The 24,386-nt window shown below is 63.3% G+C and carries 23 protein-coding genes; 18 read left to right on the forward strand and 5 right to left on the reverse strand.

What is annotated here, in order from left to right; genetic code table 11:
* Nucleotides 1-102 precede the first annotated feature (102 nt).
* The 6 genes from CKO35_RS02400 (at nt 103) to mobB (ending at nt 7,370) form a co-directional block, all read left to right on the forward strand.
* The gene (locus CKO35_RS02400) at nt 103-1,368 is read left to right on the forward strand and encodes a 4Fe-4S dicluster domain-containing protein (protein WP_200172237.1); all 1,266 of its coding nucleotides are present in this window, start codon (nt 103-105) and stop codon (nt 1,366-1,368) included.
* 27 nt (nt 1,369-1,395) lie between these two features.
* Nucleotides 1,396-3,882 carry a molybdopterin-dependent oxidoreductase gene (locus CKO35_RS02405; RefSeq protein ID WP_200172239.1) on the forward strand — a complete coding sequence of 829 codons (2,487 nt, stop codon included), beginning with the start codon at nt 1,396-1,398 and terminating at the stop codon, nt 3,880-3,882.
* Between the two features lie 30 nt (nt 3,883-3,912).
* Entirely contained in the window at nt 3,913-4,674 is a 762-nt protein-coding gene (locus CKO35_RS02410; RefSeq protein WP_338031742.1) for a 4Fe-4S dicluster domain-containing protein, read from the forward strand.
* Between the two features lie 14 nt (nt 4,675-4,688).
* Nucleotides 4,689-5,828, forward strand: coding sequence for an NrfD/PsrC family molybdoenzyme membrane anchor subunit (gene nrfD / locus CKO35_RS02415; protein WP_200172241.1), 1,140 nt, complete (start codon nt 4,689-4,691; stop codon nt 5,826-5,828).
* Nucleotides 5,829-5,907: 79 nt separating this feature from the next.
* A complete protein-coding gene (locus CKO35_RS02420; RefSeq protein ID WP_200172243.1) occupies nt 5,908-6,783 on the forward strand; it encodes a TorD/DmsD family molecular chaperone in 876 nt (291 codons plus the stop codon).
* Between the two features lie 56 nt (nt 6,784-6,839).
* The gene (mobB, locus tag CKO35_RS02425; protein ID WP_200172245.1) at nt 6,840-7,370 is read left to right on the forward strand and encodes a molybdopterin-guanine dinucleotide biosynthesis protein MobB; all 531 of its coding nucleotides are present in this window, start codon (nt 6,840-6,842) and stop codon (nt 7,368-7,370) included.
* Nucleotides 7,371-7,454: 84 nt separating this feature from the next.
* On the opposite strand, the gene CKO35_RS02430 is transcribed toward mobB, so the two are convergent.
* The 3 genes from CKO35_RS02430 to CKO35_RS02440 form a co-directional block, all read right to left on the reverse strand.
* Nucleotides 7,455-8,705 carry an MFS transporter gene (locus CKO35_RS02430; protein WP_200172246.1) on the reverse strand — a complete coding sequence of 417 codons (1,251 nt, stop codon included), beginning with the start codon at nt 8,703-8,705 and terminating at the stop codon, nt 7,455-7,457.
* 108 nt (nt 8,706-8,813) lie between these two features.
* The gene (locus CKO35_RS02435) at nt 8,814-9,428 is read right to left on the reverse strand and encodes a thioredoxin family protein (RefSeq protein ID WP_200172249.1); all 615 of its coding nucleotides are present in this window, start codon (nt 9,426-9,428) and stop codon (nt 8,814-8,816) included.
* A gap of 63 nt (nt 9,429-9,491) precedes the next feature.
* The gene (locus tag CKO35_RS02440; RefSeq protein ID WP_200172251.1) at nt 9,492-11,585 is read right to left on the reverse strand and encodes a protein-disulfide reductase DsbD family protein; all 2,094 of its coding nucleotides are present in this window, start codon (nt 11,583-11,585) and stop codon (nt 9,492-9,494) included.
* Nucleotides 11,586-11,779: 194 nt separating this feature from the next.
* On the opposite strand from CKO35_RS02440, the gene CKO35_RS02445 reads away from it, so the two are divergent.
* The 8 genes from CKO35_RS02445 (at nt 11,780) to pnp (ending at nt 21,334) form a co-directional block, all read left to right on the forward strand.
* Nucleotides 11,780-12,274 (forward strand): disulfide bond formation protein B, encoded by a 495-nt coding sequence (locus CKO35_RS02445; RefSeq protein WP_200172253.1) that lies wholly within the window; start codon nt 11,780-11,782, stop codon nt 12,272-12,274.
* Nucleotides 12,275-12,589: 315 nt separating this feature from the next.
* On the forward strand, nt 12,590-13,045 hold the full coding sequence (rimP, locus tag CKO35_RS02450) for a ribosome maturation factor RimP (RefSeq protein ID WP_200172255.1): 456 nt from the start codon (nt 12,590-12,592) through the stop codon (nt 13,043-13,045).
* Nucleotides 13,046-13,113: 68 nt separating this feature from the next.
* Nucleotides 13,114-14,619: a transcription termination factor NusA gene (gene nusA / locus CKO35_RS02455; RefSeq protein WP_200172257.1), complete on the forward strand. Its 1,506-nt coding sequence runs from the start codon at nt 13,114-13,116 to the stop codon at nt 14,617-14,619.
* Between the two features lie 96 nt (nt 14,620-14,715).
* Nucleotides 14,716-17,466: a translation initiation factor IF-2 gene (gene infB / locus CKO35_RS02460; protein ID WP_200172259.1), complete on the forward strand. Its 2,751-nt coding sequence runs from the start codon at nt 14,716-14,718 to the stop codon at nt 17,464-17,466.
* Nucleotides 17,467-17,507: 41 nt separating this feature from the next.
* Nucleotides 17,508-17,897: a 30S ribosome-binding factor RbfA gene (rbfA, locus tag CKO35_RS02465; RefSeq protein ID WP_200172261.1), complete on the forward strand. Its 390-nt coding sequence runs from the start codon at nt 17,508-17,510 to the stop codon at nt 17,895-17,897.
* A complete protein-coding gene (truB, locus tag CKO35_RS02470; RefSeq protein WP_200172263.1) occupies nt 17,894-18,820 on the forward strand; it encodes a tRNA pseudouridine(55) synthase TruB in 927 nt (308 codons plus the stop codon). The genes rbfA and truB overlap by 4 nt, the downstream gene beginning before the upstream one ends.
* A 104-nt stretch (nt 18,821-18,924) precedes the next feature.
* A complete protein-coding gene (rpsO, locus tag CKO35_RS02475) occupies nt 18,925-19,194 on the forward strand; it encodes a 30S ribosomal protein S15 (protein WP_200172270.1) in 270 nt (89 codons plus the stop codon).
* Nucleotides 19,195-19,243: 49 nt separating this feature from the next.
* On the forward strand, nt 19,244-21,334 hold the full coding sequence (pnp, locus tag CKO35_RS02480; protein WP_200172272.1) for a polyribonucleotide nucleotidyltransferase: 2,091 nt from the start codon (nt 19,244-19,246) through the stop codon (nt 21,332-21,334).
* A gap of 58 nt (nt 21,335-21,392) precedes the next feature.
* Here pnp and CKO35_RS02485 read toward each other — a convergent pair whose 3' ends face one another.
* Both CKO35_RS02485 and CKO35_RS02490 read right to left on the reverse strand, forming a co-directional pair.
* Entirely contained in the window at nt 21,393-21,947 is a 555-nt protein-coding gene (locus CKO35_RS02485) for a glutathione peroxidase (protein ID WP_200172274.1), read from the reverse strand.
* A gap of 55 nt (nt 21,948-22,002) precedes the next feature.
* A complete protein-coding gene (locus CKO35_RS02490; RefSeq protein WP_242466971.1) occupies nt 22,003-22,362 on the reverse strand; it encodes a cytochrome b5 domain-containing protein in 360 nt (119 codons plus the stop codon).
* 199 nt (nt 22,363-22,561) lie between these two features.
* Here CKO35_RS02490 and CKO35_RS02495 point away from each other — a divergent pair, with 199 nt between their 5' ends.
* From CKO35_RS02495 to CKO35_RS02510, 4 genes are all read left to right on the forward strand, one after another.
* On the forward strand, nt 22,562-22,744 hold the full coding sequence (locus CKO35_RS02495) for a type II toxin-antitoxin system HicA family toxin (RefSeq protein WP_200172277.1): 183 nt from the start codon (nt 22,562-22,564) through the stop codon (nt 22,742-22,744).
* 38 nt (nt 22,745-22,782) lie between these two features.
* On the forward strand, nt 22,783-23,193 hold the full coding sequence (locus tag CKO35_RS02500) for a type II toxin-antitoxin system HicB family antitoxin (RefSeq protein ID WP_200172279.1): 411 nt from the start codon (nt 22,783-22,785) through the stop codon (nt 23,191-23,193).
* Nucleotides 23,194-23,317: 124 nt separating this feature from the next.
* Entirely contained in the window at nt 23,318-23,722 is a 405-nt protein-coding gene (locus CKO35_RS17860; RefSeq protein WP_242466972.1) for a hypothetical protein, read from the forward strand.
* A 44-nt stretch (nt 23,723-23,766) separates the two neighbouring features.
* Nucleotides 23,767-24,369: a hypothetical protein gene (locus CKO35_RS02510; RefSeq protein WP_200172281.1), complete on the forward strand. Its 603-nt coding sequence runs from the start codon at nt 23,767-23,769 to the stop codon at nt 24,367-24,369.
* The last annotated feature ends 17 nt before the right edge of the window (nt 24,370-24,386 follow it).

Raw genomic sequence — 24,386 nt, forward strand, 5'->3', positions numbered from 1 at the left:
CGCATGGTAACGGGACCCTCTGGATGATTTTGATGATTGTCAAAATCATCTTTGAAAACAGTCTGGTATAAAACCAGGCATTTTTTGTGCTTTACATATGCCATGCAAGCATATTCTTCCCTGCCCGTCGCCGTGCATCGTACCTTGCACCCCGCCCGGGGACTGCAGTTGGCGGTGATGACCTGCCAGACCCTCTCCATTCGCCTCGGCGGCTGTGACGCCTGTGTGCGGGTCTGTCCCGTTCAGGCCCTGCGGCCGTCGAGCGCCGACGCGGTGCCGGAACCCGCCGAGGGTTGCACCGGCTGTGGCCGTTGCGTGGCGGCCTGTCCCATGGGCGCCTTGTCCCTGGAGGGGGTCGGGTCCGAGGCGTCGCCGGCCACGCATCTGGAGTGTGAGCAGGTTCCGCCTTCTGCGCGCCTGCCTCGATCACGGATGGTGCCCTGTCTGGGCGGGCTGGATGCGGCCGCCCTGATCCACGCCCATCGTCTGGCGGGGGAGGGACCCCGGTTGGTGGATCGTGGACTCTGTGCCCACTGCCCTTCCGGTGGCGGGGCAGAGATCCATCCGTCCCGGGCGACCCTGGATCAGGCCCGCCATCTGCTGGAAACCATGGGGGTCCCCCTGTCTCAACTGCCGCGCCTGCAATCGGCCCCGGCCCCGAGGGCTTGCGGGGTGACGGCACAAGATCCCTCGATCCCCGACGCCTCACGCCGGGCCTTTCTGGGCCGCCTGGGGCTGGAGGCGGGGCGTTTGATGGGCCATACCGTACCGGCGATGTCGCTCGTCTCCCCGGCGACCGGGACGGCGTCACTCACGGCACCCCCAGCCTTGTCCCGCGTGCCGTCGGCCCGGCCTTCGGATGCCCGTCTGCGTCTGCTCAACGCCTGTCTGGAACTGGCCCGGCAACAAGCTTTACCCATGCCCCATGGACTGTTCAGTGCCATGGAAGTCGGTGATGACTGCCGCGGCCATGGGGTCTGCAGTTCGGTCTGCCCCACCGGGGCCCTGTTTCGTCGGCAGGAGGAAAGCGGGTCCACGGCATTGATCTTTGATCCCTGTCACTGCATCGGTTGCGGGGCCTGTGAGCGGGCCTGTCCGGAGCAGGCCCTGCGGATTGAGGCACGGCGGGACGATGACTGGTGCTTGCCGGAAGTCCTGCGCGAGTTCGGTTCGCGCACCTGCCGCCGCTGCGGCAATCCGTTCCAGGCCCTCAGCGATGAGAGCGAATGTGTCCCCTGCGTCCGTTCCCAGGCCTTTGCGAGATCCCTGTTCCGGCAGATGGCCGAACGTGAGGATTCGGCCCGGATAGCGGATCCATGTCATCCCCCGGAGGCTGCTCCGGATGTGCCCGGTGTGTCCCGGGCCTGAGTCAACCCTGAGTGAGGAGGGATCTCAATGAAGCTGCTTGAAACCTTGATCAATCGGCGCCGTTTTCTCAAGGCCACCGGCGCCGTGGCGGGTGCCGGGGTGGTGGCCGGTGGGGCGGGGGTGGTCCCCGGCCTGACGACCCTGTCCCATGCCCGGTCGCCGGCGCCGTCGGCCGACACCACCATCACCAAGAATATCTGCCATCAGTGCCCGGCCCGTTGCGGCATTGATGTCTACACCACCGGGGGCCGGGTCCACGCCATCTACGGAACCTCGGACCATCCCATCTCCAACGGCAAGCTCTGCCCCAAGGGTCCGCTGGGGGCCTACATCCTCTATGACCCCGATCGTTTCAAGGGTCCGATGAAGCGCACTAACCCGAACAAGGGCCGGGACCAGGACCCCGGCTTTGTGCCCATCAGCTGGAACGAGGCCCTGGACATGGTGGCCGACCGTCTCAACGGGCTGCGTGAGCGGGAGGAATCCCATCGCTTCGCCTTGCTCTACGGGCGTGGCTGGGGCGCTTCCTGTGCCGGGCTGCTTGGCAATTTCGGCAAGCTTTACGGCTCCCCCAACGTGGCCATCGGTCATTCCTCCATGTGTTCCGACGGTAGCATCATCTCCAAAAAGGCGGTGGACGGCATCGGCGGGTACAACAGCTATGACTACAAGAACGCCAACATGCTGCTCATGTTCGGTGCCGGTTTCCTGGAGGCCTTCCGCCCCTACAACAACAACATGCAGGTGTGGGGTTACATCCGCGGTGTGAAGGTGCCCAAGACCCGCATCACGGCGGTGGATGTACACATGAACACCACCCTGGCCGGTTCGGACCGGGCCCTACTCATCAAGCCGGGGACGGACGGTGCCCTGGCCCTGGCCATCGCCCATGTGATCCTTGTCGAGGGGCTGTGGGAGAAGGCGTTCGTGGGTGATTTCAGCGACGGCGTCAACCGCTTTATCCCTGGCGAGACCGTGGACCCGGACAGCTTCGAGGAGAAGTGGGTGAAGGGACTGGTGGAATGGTGGAATGCGGAGCTCAAGGATCGCAGTCCCCGCTGGGCGGTCCAGATCACCACCCTGTACGAGCGGGATATCCTGGCCACCGCCCGGGAGTTCGGTACCACCCGTCCGGCCATCGCCCTGTACGAGCGGGGAGCCCATGCCCACAGCAATGGCATCTTCAACGGCATGGCCATCCACACCCTCAATGCCCTGGTGGGGTCCCTCTACGCCAAGGGCGGCCTGGCCTACCAGGTGGGACCCTCGTACGGTCCCTTGCCGGTGAACGCGGATGATTACCTGGATGACTGGGCCAGAACCGGCGGCTGGAAGGCGCAGCCCCGCATCGACCTCAAGGGTCATCCCGACGGCTACCTGCTGGCCAACAACATGATGCAGGAGATAGGGCCCAACTCCCTGCAGGGCAAGCCCTACAAGCTGGATACGATCATGTTCTACCTGAACAACGCCATCTGGACGGCGCCGGACGTGAAGGCCTGGGAGGAGGCCCTCAAGGAGCTGTTCGTCATCGAAACCTCCCCGTTCCCCAGCGAGACGGCCATGTTCGCCGACGTGATCCTGCCGGACCACACCTATCTGGAGCGGTTACAGGATGCGCCCACCTATCCCTTCCAGGGCTGGCCCATGACCCAGTTGCGGGTGCCGGCGGTCAAGCCCCTCTACGATACGAAATACTTCGGTGATGTCCTCATCGAACTGGGCAAGCGGATCAAGGGGTCCATGGGCGAGTACTACCAGGCCCTGGACAACACCGAGAACGTCATCCGCCACCTGGCCAAGGGCTTTGAAAGCGATCCCGGCGACAACGGCGTCAATTCCTTCGAGAGCTGGAAGGAAAAGGGGGTCTGGTACAAGCGGGTCTACCCCTATCGCCAGATTGATGGCGAGTTCTATGAATGGGACGGCCAGGACCATGCCCGTCTCATGTCCGCCGATGAAGTCAGGGGCGCATTGTTCAAAACCGCGTCCGGCAAGTTCGAGATCCGTTCCGGCTGGCTGGAGGCCCATGCGGACTGGATCGCCGCCAAGACCGGTCGTGACCCGTCCCGGCTCATGTTCCCCATCTGGGAGGAACCCAGCCATCCCGGCGGTGGTGATCTTTACATGGTCACCCCCAAGGTGGCCCTGCACGCGGAAGGGCGTGGCGCCAACCTGCCGGTGGCCATCGCCAACATGCAGCCCACCCTGGGTGGCCGCAATACCATCTATATCGAGATCAATCCCAAGACCGCCCGGGCCCGAGGCATTCCGGACGGGTCGCGGGTGCGCATCAGTTCCGATCTGGGCGCCATCGAGGGGTACTGCAAGTACTACGAAGGGGTGCGTCCGGACACCCTGGTTTTCCCGATGGAGCATGGCCATTGGGCTCACGGACGCTGGGCCAAGGGACGCAAGCCCGGCCACAGCGGCGAGATCACGGTGAACCAGTCCGACCGCATCACCGGCCAGTGCAGTTACTACACCACCAAGGTTCGCATCGAGCGCGCCTGAGCGCGCCGGCGGTCAGAGGAGACATGAGACATGGCGAAATGGGGAATGGTCATCGACCTGGACACCTGCACCGGCTGCCAAGCCTGTACCACGGCCTGTGCCATGGAAAACAGCCGCCTGCCGGGAGAGAACTGGCAGGACGTGCTCTTCTATCACGAGGGCAAGTATCCCAACGTGCAGCTCAAGTGGCTGCCCCGTCCCTGCATGCATTGCGAAAACCCCTCCTGCGTCTCGGTGTGCCCCACCAGGGCCACCTACAAGGACCCGGAGGGCGGGTTCGTGCTCATCGACTGGAACCGCTGCATCGGCTGCAAGTACTGCCAAGTGGCCTGTCCCTACGGGGTGCGCTTCTACACCGATGAAAAGGCGGTGGTACAGCCGGATATCCGCACGGTCTTCCCATCGGAGGAGGGCCGCCAGTGGGATCCGCCCTGGAAGGGACCCCAGGACGACCCCCGTCGGGGCATCGGCATCCAGCCCCACGGGGTCGTTTCCAAATGCACCTTCTGCTACCACAAGGTGAGCCAGGCCCCCACGGGCGTGCCGGACCTGGACGAAGACATCCCGGAACTGAAGGAATACGTGCCCGCCTGTGTGCGGGTGTGCGCCCCCAAGGCCCGTTTCTTCGGTGACCTGGACCATCCGGAGAGCCGGGTGAACAAACTTATCGCCGATCACCGGGGCACCCGGCTGAAGGATGAAACCGGCAACAAGCCCCAGGTCTATTACCTGTCGGGCGGCGCCTCCGCCGCCGTGCCGTCACTGCGCGCGGTCCACCAAGACAAGGCTTGAGAGGAATCCAGACCATGACCACTGCAACCATGGACAACAAGGGCATCCAGATGCCCATCCTGCTGGTGGCGGGGATCGGTTTTCTGATCACCGCCGGGCTGGTGATGTTCAATCTGTCCAGCCAGGGCCATGCGGCCTTCAATACCTCCAACAACGGCCTGTTTTGGGGTTTCCCCATCGTCGTGTATGACTTTTTCCTGCTCACCTCCACCGGCATCGCCATGGTGGCCTGCTTCGGCTTTCTGTTCACCGGCGAGACCTTCCGGCCTCTGTTCGCCCGCAGCCTGTGGCTGGCCCTGGCGGGTCTCAGCGGCGGGGTGGCGGTGCTGATGATGGAATTGGGCTACCCCCTGCGGGCCATGTTCCTTATTCCCTTCAGTTTCGCCTTCAGCTCCCCCCTGTACTGGAAGGTACTGGCGGTGATCGGTTTCACCGTCTGCCTGTTGCTGTTGATCTGGCGTGCCCGGGCCACCCAGTCCACCCTGGACAGTCTGCGGGGGCTCACCCGGCTGACGTTGCTGTTTGCCATCCTGGTGACGGCCCTGGCGGGGGTGGTGTACGGCTCCCAGAGTTTCCGTCCCTTCTGGGCCTCCGGTGACATCCCCGCCGCCTTTATCGTGGAATCCGTCGTTGGCGGTCTGGCCTTCGTCTATTTCTTCACCCTGTTGGCCTACGGTTTCCAGGCCAACAGGGTACCGGAGTCCATTCGCACGGTGTTTGCCGGGCGCATGGGGGGCGTCTTTGCCTGGGCCATCGTGCTACATCTGGTGTTCGTGGTGGGTCGGACCGTCAACGGCTTGTACGGTAACGTGGAAGGTCTGCAGGCCTGGCAATACATTGTTTCCTCACCTCTGTACTGGATTGAACTGGCGGCCCTGATGACGGCCCTGGTGATCATGTTCAGCCATGCCCTGCGGTGCAACATCCTGATCCAGGTGGCCGCCGCCGTGCTGGTGATGGTGGGGCTGTTCATCGGTCGTTACGAGTACATCATCGGCGGCCAGATCATCCCTCTGTTCAAGGGTAGTTGGGCACCGCCGGTGCTGTCCTATGCCCCGTCGTTCACGGAGTGGCTGCTGCTGGTCATGGCGATCTTCCTGGCCAACGTGGTCAACTCCCTGGGCGGGGTGCTGGGGATCACCCGCGGCCGCTGAGGACCACGTTCCCGTCACGCCCCCGGGTACCGGATGCCCGGGGGATCTTGCAGTCACGGCAAGCCACCAAGGTGATTCCATGTACGACGCCAGCCGAGAGATCGAACGCGCCACCTATTATCTGTGCCTGTCCCGGGCCTTTGCGGTTCCGGCCCCCGGTACCCTGAGTGCCCTGCGGGACGCCCTGCCGCGGGATCTGGAAGCGGCCGCCGGAGTTTGCGGCTATGCCGTTCAGACCCCGCTGGCGGCTCTGGGCGACACCCTGCGGGGTCTGGATGACCAGGGTCTGCTGGTGGTGTATTCCCGTCTCTTTCTGATGCCGGGCGCGGACCATCCCAGTCTCAATACCGCCAGTTACCTGGATGGCACCATTGCCGGCGGTTCGGTGCATGCCATGCAAAGTTGCTACCGGCGTTGCGGTCTGGACACGGGCGAAGACTTTCACGATCTGCCGGATCAGATCAGTGTGCAGCTGGAGTTCGTGGCCTGGCTGCTGGCGGCCCGTGCCGAGGCCGCGGCCGGGGAGGGCGAACCTCCGCCGATGACGGCCGATGAGTTTCTGCGGCATTTCGTGGCCCGCTGGGTCACGCCGCTAAGGCTGGATATCGAGCAGGCCAGCCACCGCTTCGAACTGCCCGACCATCCCTATACGGCCCTGGCCTGCCTGCTGGAGGCGGCGTTACAGGCGGACATGGCCGGCCATGTGCCGGAGTCCTCCGTCCCATGCCAAGGTGGCGAGGACGTCGATCCGGAGATCGCCCGCCTGCGCGCCCAGTATGCCGGTCGCCACCTGAGCGAGGCGGACATGGCGGTGATCCGGGAGCGACTGGCGGCCGACGGCCTGCCCGCCGAACATGTGGCGATCCCCGTGGACGAGCGGGATCAGGTCATGGGGCTGGCAGCCATGTGCCCTCCGGGTTTGCCGGGAAGACGGCGATCCTTTTCCGGCCGGTAAGTGAAGTGACCCTACTCAACGGATCCGAAGGCCTTCGGCGGGAGACAGAACACCTCATGGAGCATTCCCCACCCATCCTGGGTTTTGCCGCCTGGAGCGGTACCGGAAAGACGACCCTGCTGGTGCAGTTGATTCCCTTGCTGCGGGAGCGGGGCATCCGGATTGCGGTGATCAAGCATGCCCATCACAGTTTCGACGTGGATCAGCCGGGCAAGGACAGCCACGCACTGCGCAAGGCCGGTGCCGAGCAGATGCTCATTGCCTCCACTCAACGGTTTGCCCTGATGGTGGAGCAGCCCGAGCCCCGGGAGCCGGATCTGTGGGAGCTGATCGGGCGCCTGGATGCGTCCCGCACCGATCTCATTCTGGTGGAGGGATTCAAGGCAGAGTCCTTCCCCAAGCTGGAGCTGTTTCGTCCTGCTCTGGGCAAGCCCGCCCGTTACCCCCGGGATCCGGACATCATCGCTGTGGCCACGGATGAACCGGTGTCGGTGCAGACCGCTTTGCCCGTGTTGTCGCTCAATGACGTGACGGCTATCCGGGATTTCATCCTGGACTGGATGAATGAACGGGATGCCGTGGGATAGCCATCAGCCTGTTGCCTTGGTGACTGCTCGCCGGGTCCCGTATCTTGTGCCTCAAGAAAGCATGTGGGATGGATGTCGTTCATCTCACGAAGACTGCGCCGCTTCCTCGGCCCGCGGGTCCAGGTGCATGGTTTCCTGGGTGGCGCCCTGGATGGCCTCCAGACCGACGAAGGTATGGCGTACTTCCTCCACCGGTGGCTGGACACGGGTTCGCCACACGGCATGCACGGCCATACCGGAATAAATGAATACCAGGAACAGGAACAGCCAGCCCGGCTCGCCCCATTGCATCAGCGGCGCCGCCACCGCCGGACCCAGGGTGGCGCCAGCGCCGAAGATCAGCAGCAGGCCGCTGGATACCGCGATGAAATTGCCTTCCGCCGCCCGGTCGTTGGCATGGGCCACGGCCACCGGATAGATCGTGTGCATGGCGCCCCCCAGCAAGGCCACCATCAGGATCACATGGGCCGGTTCACGAAGCTCCAGGCTGTAGAGCAGGAAGGACATGCCCGCCCCGGCCAGGGCGATGCCCACCACCACCCAGCGCCGGTCCAGTCGGTCGGAAAGGCGCCCGATCGGCACCTGCATGAGAGCACCACCGACGATGGCACCGGCCACCAGCAGGGCGACGGCCCAGACCGGCAGACCGATGCTGTTGGCATAGACCGGCGCCAGGGTGCCGAAGGCCCCGTTGGCCAGGCCGACGCCGAAACAGGCCACCACGGCAATGGGGGACACCCGGATGAGCCGCTTGAAGTCCAGCTTGACCTCGTGCAGCGGTGCCGGTGCCCGGCTGGAGCTCAGGGCGGTGGGGATCAGGGCCAGGCAGGCCAGGATCGCCACGATCACGAAGGGTTCGAAGCCGCCCGGCTGATAGAGCATCACCGCCAGCTGGCCGAGCACCGAGCTGGCCAGGTTGACCACCATGTAGCGGGCAAAGACCCGTCCTCGGGTCTCGCTGCTGGCGCTCTCGCTGAGCCAGCTTTCGATGATCATGGTGGCGCCGGCAAAGGCGAAACCGGTCATGGCGCGGACAAGAATCCACGCCAGGGGCGAAACGTAGAGGACGTTGATCAGGGCAGTCATCGCCACCAGCGCCGCCATCACCCCGAACACCCGGATATGACCGACTTTGGCCACCAGACGCGGCACGTACAGACAGCCGGCCACGTAGCCAGCGGCAAAGGCACTGCCGATGAGGCCGATCAGGGCGGTGGGGAAGCCCTCCAGTTCGGCGCGGATGGGTAGCACCAGGCCCAGCATGGCACCGGCGGCAAACAGCAGGCCTGCCCCGAGCAGCAGGGCCCGGGTTCTGATGGGGAGATGTTCAACCATGTCGAAAATCGGCGCATGGGCTTGTTTTTCAGTATCCGGATGCTGGCCCATGCGTCAAGTTCCAGGCCCCCGCCTGAGCGGGCGGCCTGGAAGGGTCCGGGGGTGGTTTCAGTACTTGATGGTGCAGCCGTAGGGGCGGGTGACAGGCTGCGCCACGTCGCGACCGGCCGCCAGATCTTCCAGTGCCGCCACCACGTACTGGGTGGCCTCCGGAATGTCTTCCGGGTTGCTGCTGGGGTTGGAGTCGATGCCGCCCATGTAACGCAGGATGCCTTCCGCGTCGATGATGTACATGTGCGGGGTGACGCGGGCGTCATAGGCCCGGCCCATGTCGCCGGATTCATCCAGGAGTACCGCCGAGGGATACGCCTCCCGGCTTTGGGTCAGCTCATCGGCCCGGGCCGCCGACACATGCCCCTGGGAGCCGGGTTTCGAGGAAATGACGGTCAGCCAGACTGCGTCATGCGTCTCCCGGGCCAGCCGCTGCTGGTTCTGCATGTTGCCCGGCTGGTAGTGTTTGATGACGAAGGGGCATTCGTGGTTGGTCCATTCCAGCACCACCATCTGGCCTCGGTAGTCGGCCAGGTTGTGGGTATTGCCGGCGGTATCCACCACGCTGAAATCCGGTGCCGGTTCCCCTACCCGGGGCGCGGCGAAGGCCGGGATGGTCAGCCCCAGCAGCAGGGCTATGGCCAGCAGCAGACGGAAGCTCGGATGTTTCATGATTCATCTCCTCATCATGTTGGCAGAAACGGGATGGAGCCGGTTTCGGGCCGGTTCCGATCCTCACAGTGATTCCAGGGCCTGGACCACCAGCGCGGGCGTCAGGACCTGGGGCAGCAATTGTGGGTCGCCGCCTTCCCGGGGGTAGAGCACATACAGGGGGACGCCGTTTCGTCCATGCTCCGCCAGATAGGCGGTGATGGCCGGGTCACGCCGTGTCCAGTCCCCCTTGAGATAGCTGACCTGATGCGTATTCAGGGCTTCGCGGACGGTCTCCGTGTTCAGGGCCACCCGCTCGTTCACCAGGCAGGTGACGCACCAGTCGGCGGTCATGTTGACCAGAACGGCCCGTTGCGGATCGGCACGCAGGGCCGCCAGCCGGTCGGCACTCCAGGGTTCCCAGTGGGCTTCGGCCTGAACCCTCGGTTCAGCCTCGATTTGCGCGGCGGTGATGAGGGCCATGGCGGCCATGCCCAGGCCCAGGCCCACCAAGGCATGCCGCAGCAGGCGTGTGCCGGTGCCCCCGGCGGGCCTGCCGACGAGCCACAGGGCGAAGGCCAGCAGCACCATGCCGGTCAGGATCACGGCCAGGGCGTTGGCGTCGGTCTGGCGGGCCAGTACCCAGAGCAGCCAGACCACGGCCAGATAGAGGGGAAAGGCCATGGCCTGCTTGAAGGTTTCCATCCAGGGGCCCGGTCGCGGCATGGCCCTGGCCAGGCGGGGGCTGAAGCTCAACGCCAGCATCGGCAGGGCCAGTCCCACGCCCAGGGCCAGGAAGATCCCCATGGCCATGGGCCAGGGCATCAGTACCGCCACGCCCAGTGCGGTGCCCATGAAGGGTGCGGTGCAGGGACTGGCGACCACGCAGGCCAGTATCCCTGTGTAAAAGGATCCGCTCAGGCCGGAATGCCGGGTCAGCCCCTGGCCCAGGCCCATGATGCGGGTGCCGAAATCAAATACCCCGGACAGGGAAAGGCCCAGGGCAAACAGCAGGTAGACAAGGACACCCACGAAGAGGGGGGATTGCAGCTGGAAACCCCAGCCGATGGCCTCACCGCTCGCCCTCAGGCCCAGCAGCAGGGCGGCCAGCACGGCAAAGCTCAGTACCACGCCGGCGGTATAAGCCAGTCCATGGAGACGCTGGTCATGTCCGGTCCCGGCCACCAGGCTCATGGCCTTGATGGACAGTACGGGAAAGACGCAGGGCATGAGGTTCAGCAGCATCCCGCCGACCAGGGCCAGCAGCAGGGCGACCAGCCAGCCGGTTTGGTGGTCGGGGAGGGGATGGGGGGCCTCGTTGGCATCAGTGGTGAATGTCTCCCCCACGGCGCTCAGTGCGTAGGCCCTGGCATTGTCGATATCCACCAGCACCAGGGGCAGGGCGTCCGGAACTTCGGCGGCAAAGGGGGACAGTGGCTGGGTCACCCTGATTTGATCGTCATTGATGTGGATATCAGCCGGCCGGGAATGGTCCACCAGATTGTCCTCGGCGACGAACACCGCCCAGCGCCGCGGTTCCTGGGGCAGGAACTGATCCGGTCCGATCAGGACATTGAGCCGGCCGCCTTCAGTGGTGAAGCGGGCCGGCCAGTCGACCGGTCCTGGACGGCGTTGCTCCGCCCACTCGAACAACGGCGCGGTGTGTTCATTCCTGGCCGGGGGTGACATCTCCACCGGCAGGCTGAGCTGAAGACGGGCGTCTCCCGGGATGCAGATTTCCTCGCAGACCAACCATTCGGCCCTGGCCTGCAGGACAACGCGGTCACCGGCTTCAAGGGTGTCCGGCATCTGCAGCGTCACCGGCAACAGGTGTTCGCCCTCATAACCGTAGTTGATCAGGTGGGCGAACGGAATGGCTTCGGGGTAGGGCCAGTCTATGCCGGAGACCTGGATGCCTTCCGGCAGGGTCCAGTGGATGCGGGTGGGTAGCCCCGAATCACCGGGGTTCTTCCAGTAGGTATGCCAGCCGGGGTCGGGGAGCAGTCGCAGCCCTGCATGCAGGATGCTTCCCGGTTGCACGCTGGTGGTGGCCGCGATCAGTTCCACCTCGATGTGGTCGCGATGCACGGGGCCGGTGTCGGTCTGGGCCATGGCCAGTCCCGGGAGGAGCCACAGCAGCAGACAGAGCATTGGCAGTTGCCGGGTGGACATGGTCATCAGGCATCCCATGGGGGTTGGTGGATGATCAGCGCGACGGTCAGTGCTCACATGAGTCTTTGGTGCCATGGCGACTTCTTGGTTCCATGGGGTGTGCCGTGTCTGGCTCGCCTCTTTTCCCCGGTCACCGATTCGGTCATCATGTGCCGCAAGCCCAAACGGCAACCATACCCCCGCGTGGGAGAAGAGAAGCCATGTTCGCACCTGCGGTTCGCCCTATCTGGTTAGTGATCGTTCTATTTTCGGCGATATCCGCGGCATTGAGCATCGGTTTGACCGAGTGGTTTAGCCTGCACCCCTGTCACCTGTGCATCTTCCAGCGTCTGCTGTTCATGGTGCTGACCGTGCTGGCGTTGGGCGGGCTGGTGTTCGGGGCGTCCCTGCCCGGGGTGATCCCGGGCATGCTCGCGCTGGTCGTGGCTGGTGCCGGCATGGGGGTGGCGGGTTACCAGAGCTGGCTTGAGCGCCAACCGCCGGATCTGGGGTTTTCCTGCGTGGGGCCCGAGATGGGGGTGATCGAGCGCTTGGTGGAATGGTTGGGACAGCTGGCACCCTCCCTGTTCCTGGCCACCGGGCTGTGCGACGACATGGGTCCCCAGTGGTTGGGCATTTCCTTTGCCAATGCCTCGTTCGCCGTCTATCTGCTGGTGTTCGGCCTGGCCGCCTGGGCGCTGTGGCGCAGCCGTTAGCCCTTTACGCGGTGTGTGTTTGTGGGTTAGGATACGCATCCTTGATGACGCATGCCTTTAGATCATGGGCCCGGGCCGATGGCGGTGTCAGACGTGATGAATCCGGCGGATTGATTCTGGTTTCAGTGCTTGATCCGGCGTGAGTCTTGAGTTTTTGTTTGTTCAAGGCCCCTGATGGGGTTTTTTTGTTGGCTGGCCAGCAAAAGTTGTCGGTCGTCCGGCAGGGCGGCATGGCAAGGAGGCATCCGGTGCGGTGCCGGGCCGGCGAGTATTCTTGAATGGGCCGCAGGCCCATTTTTTGTTTGTGGAGAGTGCGTGAGTCACGACGCCCAGGAACTGAAGCAGTTGATTACTCCCGTCGTTGCCGGGCTCGGTTTCGAGCTCTGGGGGCTGGAATACCGTGTGCAGCGCAACAGCGCCTTGCTGCGCATCTTTATCGATGGCCCCAATGGCATCAATCTCGATGACTGCGCCGCGGTCAGTGACCAGGTCAGCGGTGTCCTGGATGTGGAAGACCCCATCCCCGTGCCTTACCGGCTTGAGGTTTCATCCCCCGGGATGGACAGGCCGCTGTTTACCCCGGATCAGTTCCGACGCTATCAGGGCGAGGATGTTCGAATCCGCCTGAACTGGCCGGTCGAGGGGCAGCGGAATTACCGCGGCCGGATTTCCGGTGTCGAGGAAGCCGCGGTGATCCTGGATGTGGAGGAAAATCCCGTGCGACTGCCTCTGGAAGCCATCTCCCGGGCCCGACTGGTGCCCAAATTCTAGATAATCCGTGTCCTGTCCGGCGGGGGCTGCATCCCGGCCCAGCGGGACAGTCCTGTGGAGACGTACTGATGAACAAAGAAATCTTGCTGGTGGTGGACGCCGTCTCCAACGAGAAGGGCGTCGAGAAGGCAGTGATCTTCGAGGCGATCGAGGCCGCCCTGGCCTCTGCCACGCGCAAGAAGCACGGTGGCGACATCGATGTGCGCGTCAGCATCCACCGGGACACTGGGGATTACGAGAGCTTTCGTCGCTGGTTGGTGGTGGATGATGAGGACCCCGAGTTCGAATCCCCTGATCGGCAGATCCTCTACTCCTATGCCATCCAGAAGAACCCCGATGTCCAGGTGGGTGACTACGTTGAGATGTCCATCGAGTCGGTGGACTTCGGTCGCATCGCCGCCCAGACCGCCAAGCAGGTGATCGTGCAGAAAGTGCGCGAAGCCGAGCGCGCCAAGGTGGTGGATGAGTTCCAGAGCCGTGTCGGCGAACTGGTGATGGGTGTGGTCAAGCGCTCCGAACGCAATGGCGTGTTTCTGGATCTGGGGGGCAATGCCGAGGCCTTCATTCCCCGAGACGAGATGATTGCCCGTGAGTCCGTTCGCCCCAACGACCGCCTGCGCGGCTATCTCAAGGACGTGCGCACCGAGGCCCGCGGCCCCCAGCTGTTCGTCAGCCGTACCGCCCCCGAATTTCTGGTGGAACTGTTCAAGCTGGAAGTGCCGGAAGTGGGGCAGGGCCTGATCGAGATCATGGGTGCGGCCCGTGATCCTGGGATGCGCGCCAAGATCGCGGTACGGTCTCTTGATCCCAGACTGGACCCGGTGGGCGCCTGCGTGGGCATGCGTGGCTCGCGGGTGCAGTCCGTGTCCAATGAGCTGGCCGGAGAACGCATCGATATCATTTTGTGGGATGACAATCCCGCCCAGTTCGTGATCAACGCCATGTCCCCGGCCGAGGTCCTGTCCATTGTGGTGGATGAGGACAATCGGGTCATGGACATCGCAGTGGCGGAAGAAAAGCTTTCTCAGGCCATCGGCCGCGGCGGGCAGAATGTTCGCCTGGCCTCCCAGCTGACCGGTTGGGAGCTCAACGTCATGAGCGAAAAGCAGGCGGTGGAAAAGAGCGAGAGCGAATCCGCCGAACTGCAGCAGATGTTCATGGCGAGCCTTGACGTGGATGAGGAGGTCGCCGCCATTCTGGTGCAGGAAGGTTTCTCCAGCATTGATGAGGTGGCCTACGTGCCCACCGCGGAAATCATGCAAATCGAGGAATTCGACGAGGATATCGTCGAGGAACTCAGACGTCGGGCGCGTGATGCCTTGCTGACCCGGGCCATCGCCACTGAAGAGAAAGTGACCACGGGCGAACCGGCACCGGACCTGCTGGAGATGGATGGCATGGATCGGGAGCTGGCCTACCGGCTGGCATCCCGTGGGGTCTGCACCATGGAAGACCTTGCGGAGCAGTCGGTGGATGACCTGGTAGAACTGGCACAGATCGATGCCGAGCAGGCCGCCGGCCTGATCATGGCTGCCCGTGCCCCCTGGTTTGCGGACCAGCCAAAAGACGCATAAGACAGTTGGACCGGCGTGCGCCAGCCGTGCGCATGCCCCGCGACTTCGGGTCGCGGCCAGGGTTCGCGGAAGCATTCAGATCGGAGGTAACGGCACATGACCGACGTTACGGTGAAACAATTGTCCGAAGTAGTGGGGACGCCCGTGGAACGGCTGCTGGAGCAGTTGTCCGAGGCGGGTGTGCCCGTTGCGGATCCCGATCAGACCGTCACCGAGGAGCAGAAACTGCAGCTCCTGGAGCATCTGCGCAAGGTTCACGGCAAGACTTCAGAGGCTGGCCAGTCCCGCCGCATCACGTTGCGGCGCAAGAGCACCACGGAACTCAAGGTGACCAGCGCCCAGGGGCGTGCCAAGACCGTGAGCGTGGAAGTGCGCAAGCGTCGTACCTACGTGAAGCAGGGCGAGGCGGATGCCGCACTGGCCGAGGCGGAGCAGGAATCCCTGGTGGAGGAAACCTTAAGCGAGATGCCGGAATCCCCGTCTCCGGTTGAAAAGGCTCCTGCCGTCGAGGCGCCGCCCGCCGCAGAGCCGGCTCCGGTCGCGGCGACGGAGGTCGAGCCGACCCCGCCGCAGCCACTGCCGACACCCGAGGAGTTGGAGATGCAGGCCAAGGAAGCGGCGCGCGCCGCCGCCGAAGCGGAATTGCGCCGTGCCGAGGAAGCCCGGCAGGCCGAGGAAGACGCGGCTCGCAAGGCGGCGGAAGCACTCAGGGCCCGGGAGATGGAAATGATCAAGGAGGCCGAGGCCATGGCCCGCCGCGAGGCGGAGTTGCAGACGCGCCAGGCCGCCGAGGAAGCCGCTCGCAAGGAAGCCATGGAGCGCGCGGCCGCAGCCGCGGTTGCCGCTGCAACTGCGCCTGGTCCGGTCACCGCCCCCGCCGCTCCCACAGAAACCACCGCGGCACCGGCATCGGACAATCCCCGTCGCCGCCGCCGTGGCAAGGAGCGTGAAGAGGTCGGCAAGTCCAAGCGGGAAGAACTGCATGTGGCCAGCGACAAGCGTGGCCGCCGTGGCAAGGGCAAGGCAGGACGCGCCGGCTCTGCCTCGGCGCCGACCGGCAAGCACGGCTTCGAGCGCCCCACCGCGCCGGTGGTGCGCGAGGTCAGCATCCCCGAGATGCTGACGGTGGGCGAACTGGCCCAGAAAATGGCCATCAAGGCGCCCGAACTGATCAAGACCCTGATGGGCATGGGCGTGATGGCCACCATCAACCAGTCCATCGACCAGGACACCGCCACCCTGGTGGTGGAGGAGATGGGTCACATCGCCAAGCCCATGCAGGAGGCCGAGGTGGGCGAGGAGCTGACCCTGGAGACCGAGGAGATGGGCGAAGCCATGTCGCGTCCTCCCGTGGTTACCGTCATGGGGCACGTGGACCACGGCAAGACCTCGCTGCTGGACTACATCCGCCGCACCAAGGTGGCCTCGGGCGAAGCGGGCGGCATTACCCAGCACATCGGTGCCTACCATGTCCCCTTCAAGAAGGGTACCGGGGTGACCTTCCTGGATACCCCCGGCCACGCGGCCTTTACCGCCATGCGTGCCCGCGGTGCCAAGGTCACCGACGTGGTGGTGCTGGTGGTGGCCGCCGACGACGGCGTCATGCCCCAGACCCTGGAGGCAATTCAGCACGCCCAGGCCGGCGAAGTGCCCATGGTGGTGGCGGTCAACAAGATCGACAAGCCCGAGGCCGATCCGGACCGGGTGAAGAACGAGCTGTCCCAGCACAACGTGATTTCCGAGGAATGGGGTGGTGAAACCCAGTTCGTCCATGTCTCCGCCAAGACCGGTGACGGCATGGAGCGTCTGCTGGAAGCCATCCACCTGCAGGCCGAGTTGATGGAACTCAAGGCGCCGAAGGAGGGTCCGGCCCGGGGCGTGGTCATCGAATCCCGTCTGGACAAGGGTCGTGGCCCCGTGGCCACCGTGCTGGTGCAGGCCGGCACCCTGAACAAGGGCGACGTGATCCTGGCTGGTCAGGAGTTCGGCCGCGTGCGTGCCATGTTCGACGAGAATGGCAAGCCCGAGAAGACGGCCGGCCCCTCCATTCCCGTGGAGGTGCTGGGTCTGTCCGGTGTGCCCAATGCCGGTGACGACATGCTGGTGGTGTCCGACGAGCGCAAGGCCCGCGAAGTGGCCCTGTTCCGTCAGGGCAAGTTCCGCGAGTCCAAGCTGGCCACCCAGCAGGCCGCCAAGCTGGAGAACCTGTTCAGCCAGATGCAGGATGGAGCCGCTTCGGTGGTCAACATCCTGCTCAAGGCCGATGTGCAGGGTTCCGCCGAGGCCTTGCGCGACTCCCTGGAGAAGCTGTCCACCGACGAGGTCAAGGTGAAGATCGTGGCCGCCGGCGTGGGCGGGATCACCGAGTCCGACGTCAACCTGGCCAAGGCCTCCAATGCCATCATCATCGGCTTCAACGTGCGCGCCGATTCCGGCGCCCGCAAGGCGGTGGCGGAGCAGGAAGTGGATCTGCGCTACTACAGCGTGATCTACGAGGCCATCGACGATGTCAAGCAGGCCCTGACCGGTCTGCTCTCCCCCGAACTGCGGGAGGAGATCGTGGGTCTGGCCCAGGTACGGGACGTGTTCAAGTCGTCCCAGTTCGGTGCGGTGGCGGGCTGTCTGGTCATCGAGGGTGCGGTACGTCGTGGCAACCCCATTCGTGTGCTGCGTGACAACGTGGTCATCTATGAGGGCGAGCTGGAGTCCCTGCGTCGCTTCAAGGACGACGTCAATGAAGTGCGGACCGGCACCGAGTGCGGCATCGCGGTGAAGAACTACAATGACGTGAAGCCCGGCGACCAGATCGAGGTCTATCAGCGGGTGGAAGTGGCACGGACGTTGTGATCGTCCGTCCCTGATACACCACGGCCTGGAGAGGTTGCGAAATGCCTAGAGAATATTCCCGCGCCCAGCGCGTGGGGGATCAGATCCAGCGGGAGCTGGCCGAGCTGGTGCGCGAAGAGCTCAAGGACCCCCGGGTGGGGATGCTCACCATCGCCGGGGTGGAGGTGAGCCGGGACCTGGCCCATGCCAAAGTCTTCTTCACCGTGCTCGGGGATGACGAGGCCATCAAGGTGACCTCCGAGGGTCTGCGCAAGGCGGCCGGCTTTCTGCGCAGGGAACTGGGGCGGCGCATGCGCATCCGCTCCGTGCCCGAGCTGCATTTCCACTATGACGACACCCAGCGCGAAGGTGCCCGCATCTCCGCGCTGATCGATCGGGCCGTGGCCGAAGACAAGGCCCGCCATCGGGATGATGCCGACGACCATTCATGAGCAAGCCAAGAATCCAGCGCCGTGACGTTCACGGCCTGATCCTGCTGGACAAGCCGGTGGGGTATACCTCCAACCAGGCCTTGCAGCGGGTGAAGTATCTGTTCAAGGCCAGAAAGGCCGGGCATACCGGCAGTCTGGACCCCCTGGCCACCGGTCTTCTGCCCCTGTGCTTCGGCGAGGCGACCAAGGTATCCGCCTTCCTGCTGGATGCGGACAAGCAGTACCGCACCGTCTGCCGACTGGGGGTGACCACCACCACGGCGGACGCGGAAGGGGAGGTGACCGAGACCCGTCCGGTGCCCGAGTTGGATGATGATCTCATCGAGGCCGTCCTGGAGCGGTTCCGGGGTCCCATCGAGCAGATTCCTCCCATGTATTCCGCGCTCAAGCATCAGGGACAGAGGCTCTATGATCTGGCCCGCAAGGGGCAGGAAGTGGAGCGGGCGCCACGCCCGGTGACCATCCACCAGTTGCATTGCCTGGCCCGGACCGGGGACACCCTGACCCTGGACGTGTCCTGTTCCAAGGGGACCTACATCCGCACGCTGGTGGAAGATATAGGTCGGGCGCTGGGGTGCGGGGCTCATGTGATCGAGCTGCGGCGGGTGGGGTTGACGCCCTTCGAGACCCCCCGGATGGTGACGCTGCAACAGCTGGAGGCACTGGCCGAGCAGGGTCCCGAGGCCCTGGATGGAGCACTGCATCCGGCCGACGAAGCCCTGATGCACTGGCCCGAGGTTCACCTGGATGCGGACAGTGCCTTTTATCTCACCCAGGGGCAGGCGGTGTTCGTGCCCGGCCTTGCCCGGGCCGGATGGCTGCGGCTCTATGGACCGGGTGATCGCTTCCTGGGCATTGGTCAGCTTCAGGATGACGGCAGGCTGGCACCCAAGCGACTGATGATCCCCACGAATTCAGAGTGAAACCCTGTTCCAAACAGGGGGCGCGTGATAGAATCGCGAGCCTTCATCGTATGTAACGAACCTGGCCAAGAGGGTGCCGGGTTCAATTCCAGGAGTCTTAAAGCATGTCCCTTAGCAGTGAAATCAAGTCCGGCATCGTGGAAAAGTACCAGCGCGGCTCTGCCGACACCGGTTCCCCGGAAGTTCAGGTGGCCCTGCTGTCCGCACGTATCCAGCACCTGATGGACCATTTTGCCAAGCACAAGAAGGATCACCACTCCCGTCGTGGCCTGCTGAAGATGGTCAACCAGCGCCGCAAGCTGCTGGACTACCTCAAGGGCAAGGATCAGGAACGTTACCAGGAGCTGGTGAGCAGCCTCGGCCTGCGCCGCTGAGTCTCGGCCGGAGCCTTCGAACAAGAACCAGTCAAAACCGGGATTCAACGTGCCGTCAATAAGCAAGTCGTTCCAGTACGGTCAGCATACCGTTACCCTCGAAACCGGCGAAATCGCCCGTCAGGCCTCCGGTGCCGTCATGGTCAATGTGGCCGGCACCGTGGTGCTGGTCACGGCCGTCGGCCGCAAGGAGGCAGTGCCGGGCCGGGATTTCTTCCCCCTGACCGTGAACTATCAGGAACGGACCTATGCCGCCGGCCGTATCCCGGGTGGGTTCTTCAAGCGTGAAGGTCGCCCCTCCGAAAAGGAGACCCTGACCTCCCGCCTGATCGATCGCCCCCTGCGCCCGCTGTTCCCCAAGGGCTTCACCAATGAAGTCCAGGTGGTGGCCACGGTGATGTCCCTGAATCCGGAAGTGGATCCGGACATCCCGGCCCTGCTGGGTGCCTCCGCCGCGGTGGCCCTGTCCGGCCTGCCGTTCGCCGGTCCCATCGGTGCCGCCCGGGTGGGTTATGTGGATGGTCAGTATGTCCTCAACCCCGACCTGTCCCTGCTCAAGGAGTCCGCCCTGGATCTGGTGGTGGCCGGTACGGCCAACGCCGTGATCATGGTGGAATCCGAAGCCGCCATGCTCTCCGAGGAGGTGATGCTGGGTGCCGTGATCTACGGTCACGAGCAGATGCAGGTGGCGATCCAGGCCATCCAGGAACTGGCCGCCGAAGCCGGCAAGCCGGCCTGGAACTGGCAGCCCGCGCAGGACAACACCGACCTGCGTACCCGCGTGGCCGAAGCCTGTCATGCCGACCTGACCGCCGCCTACCAGGTGGCTGAAAAGCAGGAACGCACCCAGCGCATCGCCGAAGTCCGTGAAGCCGTGGTGGCCCGCCTTGCCGATGGCGAGGAAGGCTCCCCCCTGGCCGAAGAGGTCAAGGAGATCTTCCACGGTCTGGAAAAGCGCATCGTGCGCGATCGCATCCTGGACGGCCAGCCCCGTATCGACGGCCGCGATACCCGCACCGTGCGTCCCATCGACGTGCGTGTCGGCGTGCTGCCCCGTACCCACGGTTCCGCCCTGTTCACCCGCGGCGAGACCCAGGCCATCGTCACCGCCACCCTGGGCACGGATCGGGATTCCCAGATCATCGATGCCATTGAGGGAGAGCGTCGCGAACGCTTCATGCTGCACTACAACTTCCCGCCCTACTGCACCGGTGAAACCGGCATGGTGGGCTCGCCCAAGCGCCGTGAGATCGGCCATGGCCGTCTGGCCAAGCGGGGCGTGCAGGGCGTGATGCCGGCGGAAGGCGACTTCCCCTATGTGCTGCGCGTGGTGTCCGAGATCACCGAATCCAACGGTTCCAGTTCCATGGCTTCCGTCTGCGGTACCAGCCTGGCCCTGATGGATGCCGGCGTGCCCCTGAAGGCGCCGGTGGCCGGTGTGGCCATGGGCCTGATCAAGGACGGCGACCGCTTTGCGGTGCTGACCGACATCCTGGGTGATGAAGATCACCTGGGTGACATGGACTTCAAGGTTGCCGGTACGGAAGAGGGCGTCACCGCCCTGCAGATGGACATCAAGATCGACGGCATCACCCGTGACATCATGGAGACCGCCCTGGCCCAGGCCCGCGAAGGTCGCCTGCACATCCTGGGCGAGATGAACAAGGTCATCAGCACGCCGCGGGTTGAGATGTCCGCCTATGCGCCGCGCTTCATCACCCTGCGCATCAATCCGGAGAAGATCCGCGACGTGATCGGCAAGGGTGGCGCCACCATCCGTGCCCTGACCGAAGAGACCGGCGCCACCATCGACATCGATGACAGTGGTGTGGTCAAGATCGCCTCCGTGGACAAGGAAGCCGGTGAAGAAGCCCGTCGCCGGATCGAAGAGATCACCGCCGACGTGGAAGTGGGTCGGATCTACGAAGGTCGCGTGGCCAAGATCATGGACTTCGGCGCCTTCGTCACCATCCTCCCCGGTCGTGACGGTCTGGTGCATATCTCCCAGATTTCCGAAGAGCGCGTGGAAAGCGTTTCCGAGCGTGTCAAGGAAGGCGAGACCGTCAAGGTCAAGGTCCTGGAAGTGGACAAGCAGGGCCGCATCCGCCTGAGCATGAAGGCGGTCAACGAGGCTTCCTGACGTTGAGTCCCCAAAGCCCCTCTCCCTGATCAAGGGGGGAGGGGCTTTTTTTTGCCTTTCATTCCCGCAGCAGTCTTTCCACCGCCGCCTCAAAACGCCGGGAATCCGGCGACACCATGCTGGAGAAGGTGGCCACCACCCGTCCCTCCCGGTCCACCAGATACTTGTAAAAATTCCATCTCGGCGCCCGGCTTTGCCGTGCCAGTTCCTGGAAGATGGGATGGGCCGTATCACCCCGCACGCTGATGGGGGCGAACATGTCGAAACTCACGCCGAAGTTCTGAAAGCAGACCCGGGCCGTATCCGCTTCATCATCCGCTTCCTGACGAAAGTCGTTGGACGGAAATCCCACCACCTTCAGCCCCTGGTCCGCATATTTGCGATGCACGGCCTCCAGGGCGGAAAACTGTCCGGTGAAACCGCAGTGACTGGCGGTGTTCACGATCAGCAGTGGGTGTCCGGCGAACCGTTCCCGCAGGCTGACCACCTCGCTGGAGTGCAGGCGCCGCAGGTCATGGTCAAACAGATCACCATGGCCCGGCGCTTCCCGGGCAAGGAGGCCGGGACCCCAGGGCAAGGTGATCAGCAGGGCGGTCAGGAAAAATCGACGCATGGCGGGGCTCCGGGTGGGTGTGAGCTTTCAGACCCCGGCGCAAAGCCCAAGTTCTCTAGTCGGTTTCTTCCAGGGTGCCGATGAGATAGCGCTGGAGCAGGCGCGCCGCCAGACTGCTGTGGGGTTCGCCGTAGCTCTTGGTTTCCCAGGCCTCGGTGCTCTCCTGCCCGCACCAGACCAGCATCATGCCCGCCGGTCCGGGATGATTCGGCACGTAGGGGGTGAGGTCATAGACCTTGCCGTGAATGGCCATCCAGCAGTCATCCGGACTGTGGTGCTCCGCCACCTCTTCGAGGGTGAAGACGGGGAGCGCGGCTTCGGTTTCATTCGCCGTGGCCGGCGTGAGGGCCATGGCCGCCAGCAGACAGAGCATCGGCGGCAGCGTGAAGGGAAGACGTGGGTGCGGGAGTCTCATGGCAGGCCTTTTTTCTTTGAGGGAGGGAGACTTCATCTCCAGCATGCACCGATTTGCCTGCCAAAGCCATGCGGCAGCGCAAGGATGGCCGGGGCTGGATCATGCGGATGACCGAGGCGCGGTATGCGTTGCCGTTTTGTTGACGGAAGGTAACTCCAGAGTTATGTTCACAAGGGAGCGTTGAAACAGGAGCAGGGTGGTGCAGAGCAGAGACCTGATCAAGGCACTGGAAGCTGATGGTTGGTATCTCGACCGCATTAAGGGCAGTCATCACGTCTTCAAGCATCCAACCAAGCCTGGATCAGTACCCGTGCCACACCCGAAGAAGGATCTGCCCATCGGTACCGTTAACAGCATCATGAAGCAAGCCGGGCTGAAGTAACCTCGCGGGCATGCTTCAGCTTGGCAGGAGAGAGAGCCATGCAATATCCCATCGCCATCGAATGGGGTGACGAACACACCGCCACCGGCATCGTATTCCCGGATATTCCCGGCGCGATTACCGCTGGCGATACTGTCGAGCAGGCCTACGAGATGGCTGTCGAGGTTGCGCATATCCAGTTGGAAGAGCTGGCCGCGATGGGTAAGGCGATTCCCATGCCCGGGAGTATCACCGAGCATCGCCAGAACCCCGATTTTGCTGGCTGGGGGTGGGGGCTGATCGAGATCGATCTCACCCCCTATCTGGGCAAGACGGAAAAGATTAACGTCACCCTGCCTGGCCGCGTGGTGAAGCAGATCGATCAGTATGTGACCCTACATGGCATCAAGAGTCGATCAGCCTTTCTGACCCGAGCGGCCCTGCATGAGCTGGAGCGTAACGCCGGATGAGCTTTATGACATATCCGGTGTATAAGGTCTCTGCCATCGTCAGAGAAAGTCCGCTTCCAGTGCGAGGAGATGAAGGCCACCGAACTCGACGATGCTCCCCTGACCGCACGCAGCATCGGTCTATGTGTTTTACAACACCAGCACATGGACACTGAAGCAGCTTCATTCCACAGCTACCAACAACCCGCACACCCTGCTGGCCAATGTGGATGAGTACCTCGGCGGGTTCAGCGACAACGTCAAGGAGATCATCGCCGCTGACTACGGGCAAAGCATTGAAATAGGGACAACAATCAGGTTATGTTCATTCAAACACGCTTGCCAAGGAAACCTCTGCATGGCTTCACAGTGGCTAAAGGAACCTGCACAGGTAATCTACACCTACCAAAGCGCCGCTCATGGCCTGCCTGGACCGCCGCCAAAGATACAATCCCCACTTAAAGACGTGCGGTACATGGCTTCGTCCAACAGACGTTTATCCGCCACGCTGCGCACAGGGGATAAACGCTTATGTGTTATGTTTTATTAAAACCGTTTTAGAGCTGAGAGCAAATCAACCAAAGGAGAAGTATATTGGGAACAGTAATCGGGCACGGGAATACTGGTAACAGTCCATTGGTGAGTGTTGGAGAAGGGGATTCGCAGGTATCTCTCAAGGTGTATCAGGACATTTACCATCAAGTCACAGGTCGAACTGAGCAAATAGTAAAACGCCACTCAGATAACTTGCTTGTCGAATTCAGTGAAGTGCAGCAGCTTCATTATAAAATTATGCAGTTGTGCGACGTTCACAAGATAATTGCGAGTAACGAGTCTATCGCTGTCTTCCATTCAAAGGAGCGGAAAGAACAATTTACTTCTTTCGAGCGGTTTAAGGCGTACAACTCTGGTACTTCTAGTCCGACGGTGAGCGTTGTTCTTAAATACAATTTCTCCATTATCCCGGCTGGTCTTGAGCGCCCACAGGAGTATGTTGTAACCATCCGCCTGACGTCTCGCGTCGCGATGCTGGCCGAGCTTACGGCAGAGGCCCCTCCTTTCATTCCTAGAAGATTTTTCGGGTATGCAGCTGGAAATACGGCTGAAATCACTGTGGAGTATGCTGATTATACCGTCGCCCGGGGATTCCTAGAGGCATTTGATGAATGGGTTGTCGGTTGTCGGTTGTCGGTCTGAACCCGATAACCCATTGC

It is taken from the genome of Ectothiorhodospira shaposhnikovii (assembly GCF_016584105.1).
GTDB lineage: Bacteria > Pseudomonadota > Gammaproteobacteria > Ectothiorhodospirales > Ectothiorhodospiraceae > Ectothiorhodospira > Ectothiorhodospira shaposhnikovii.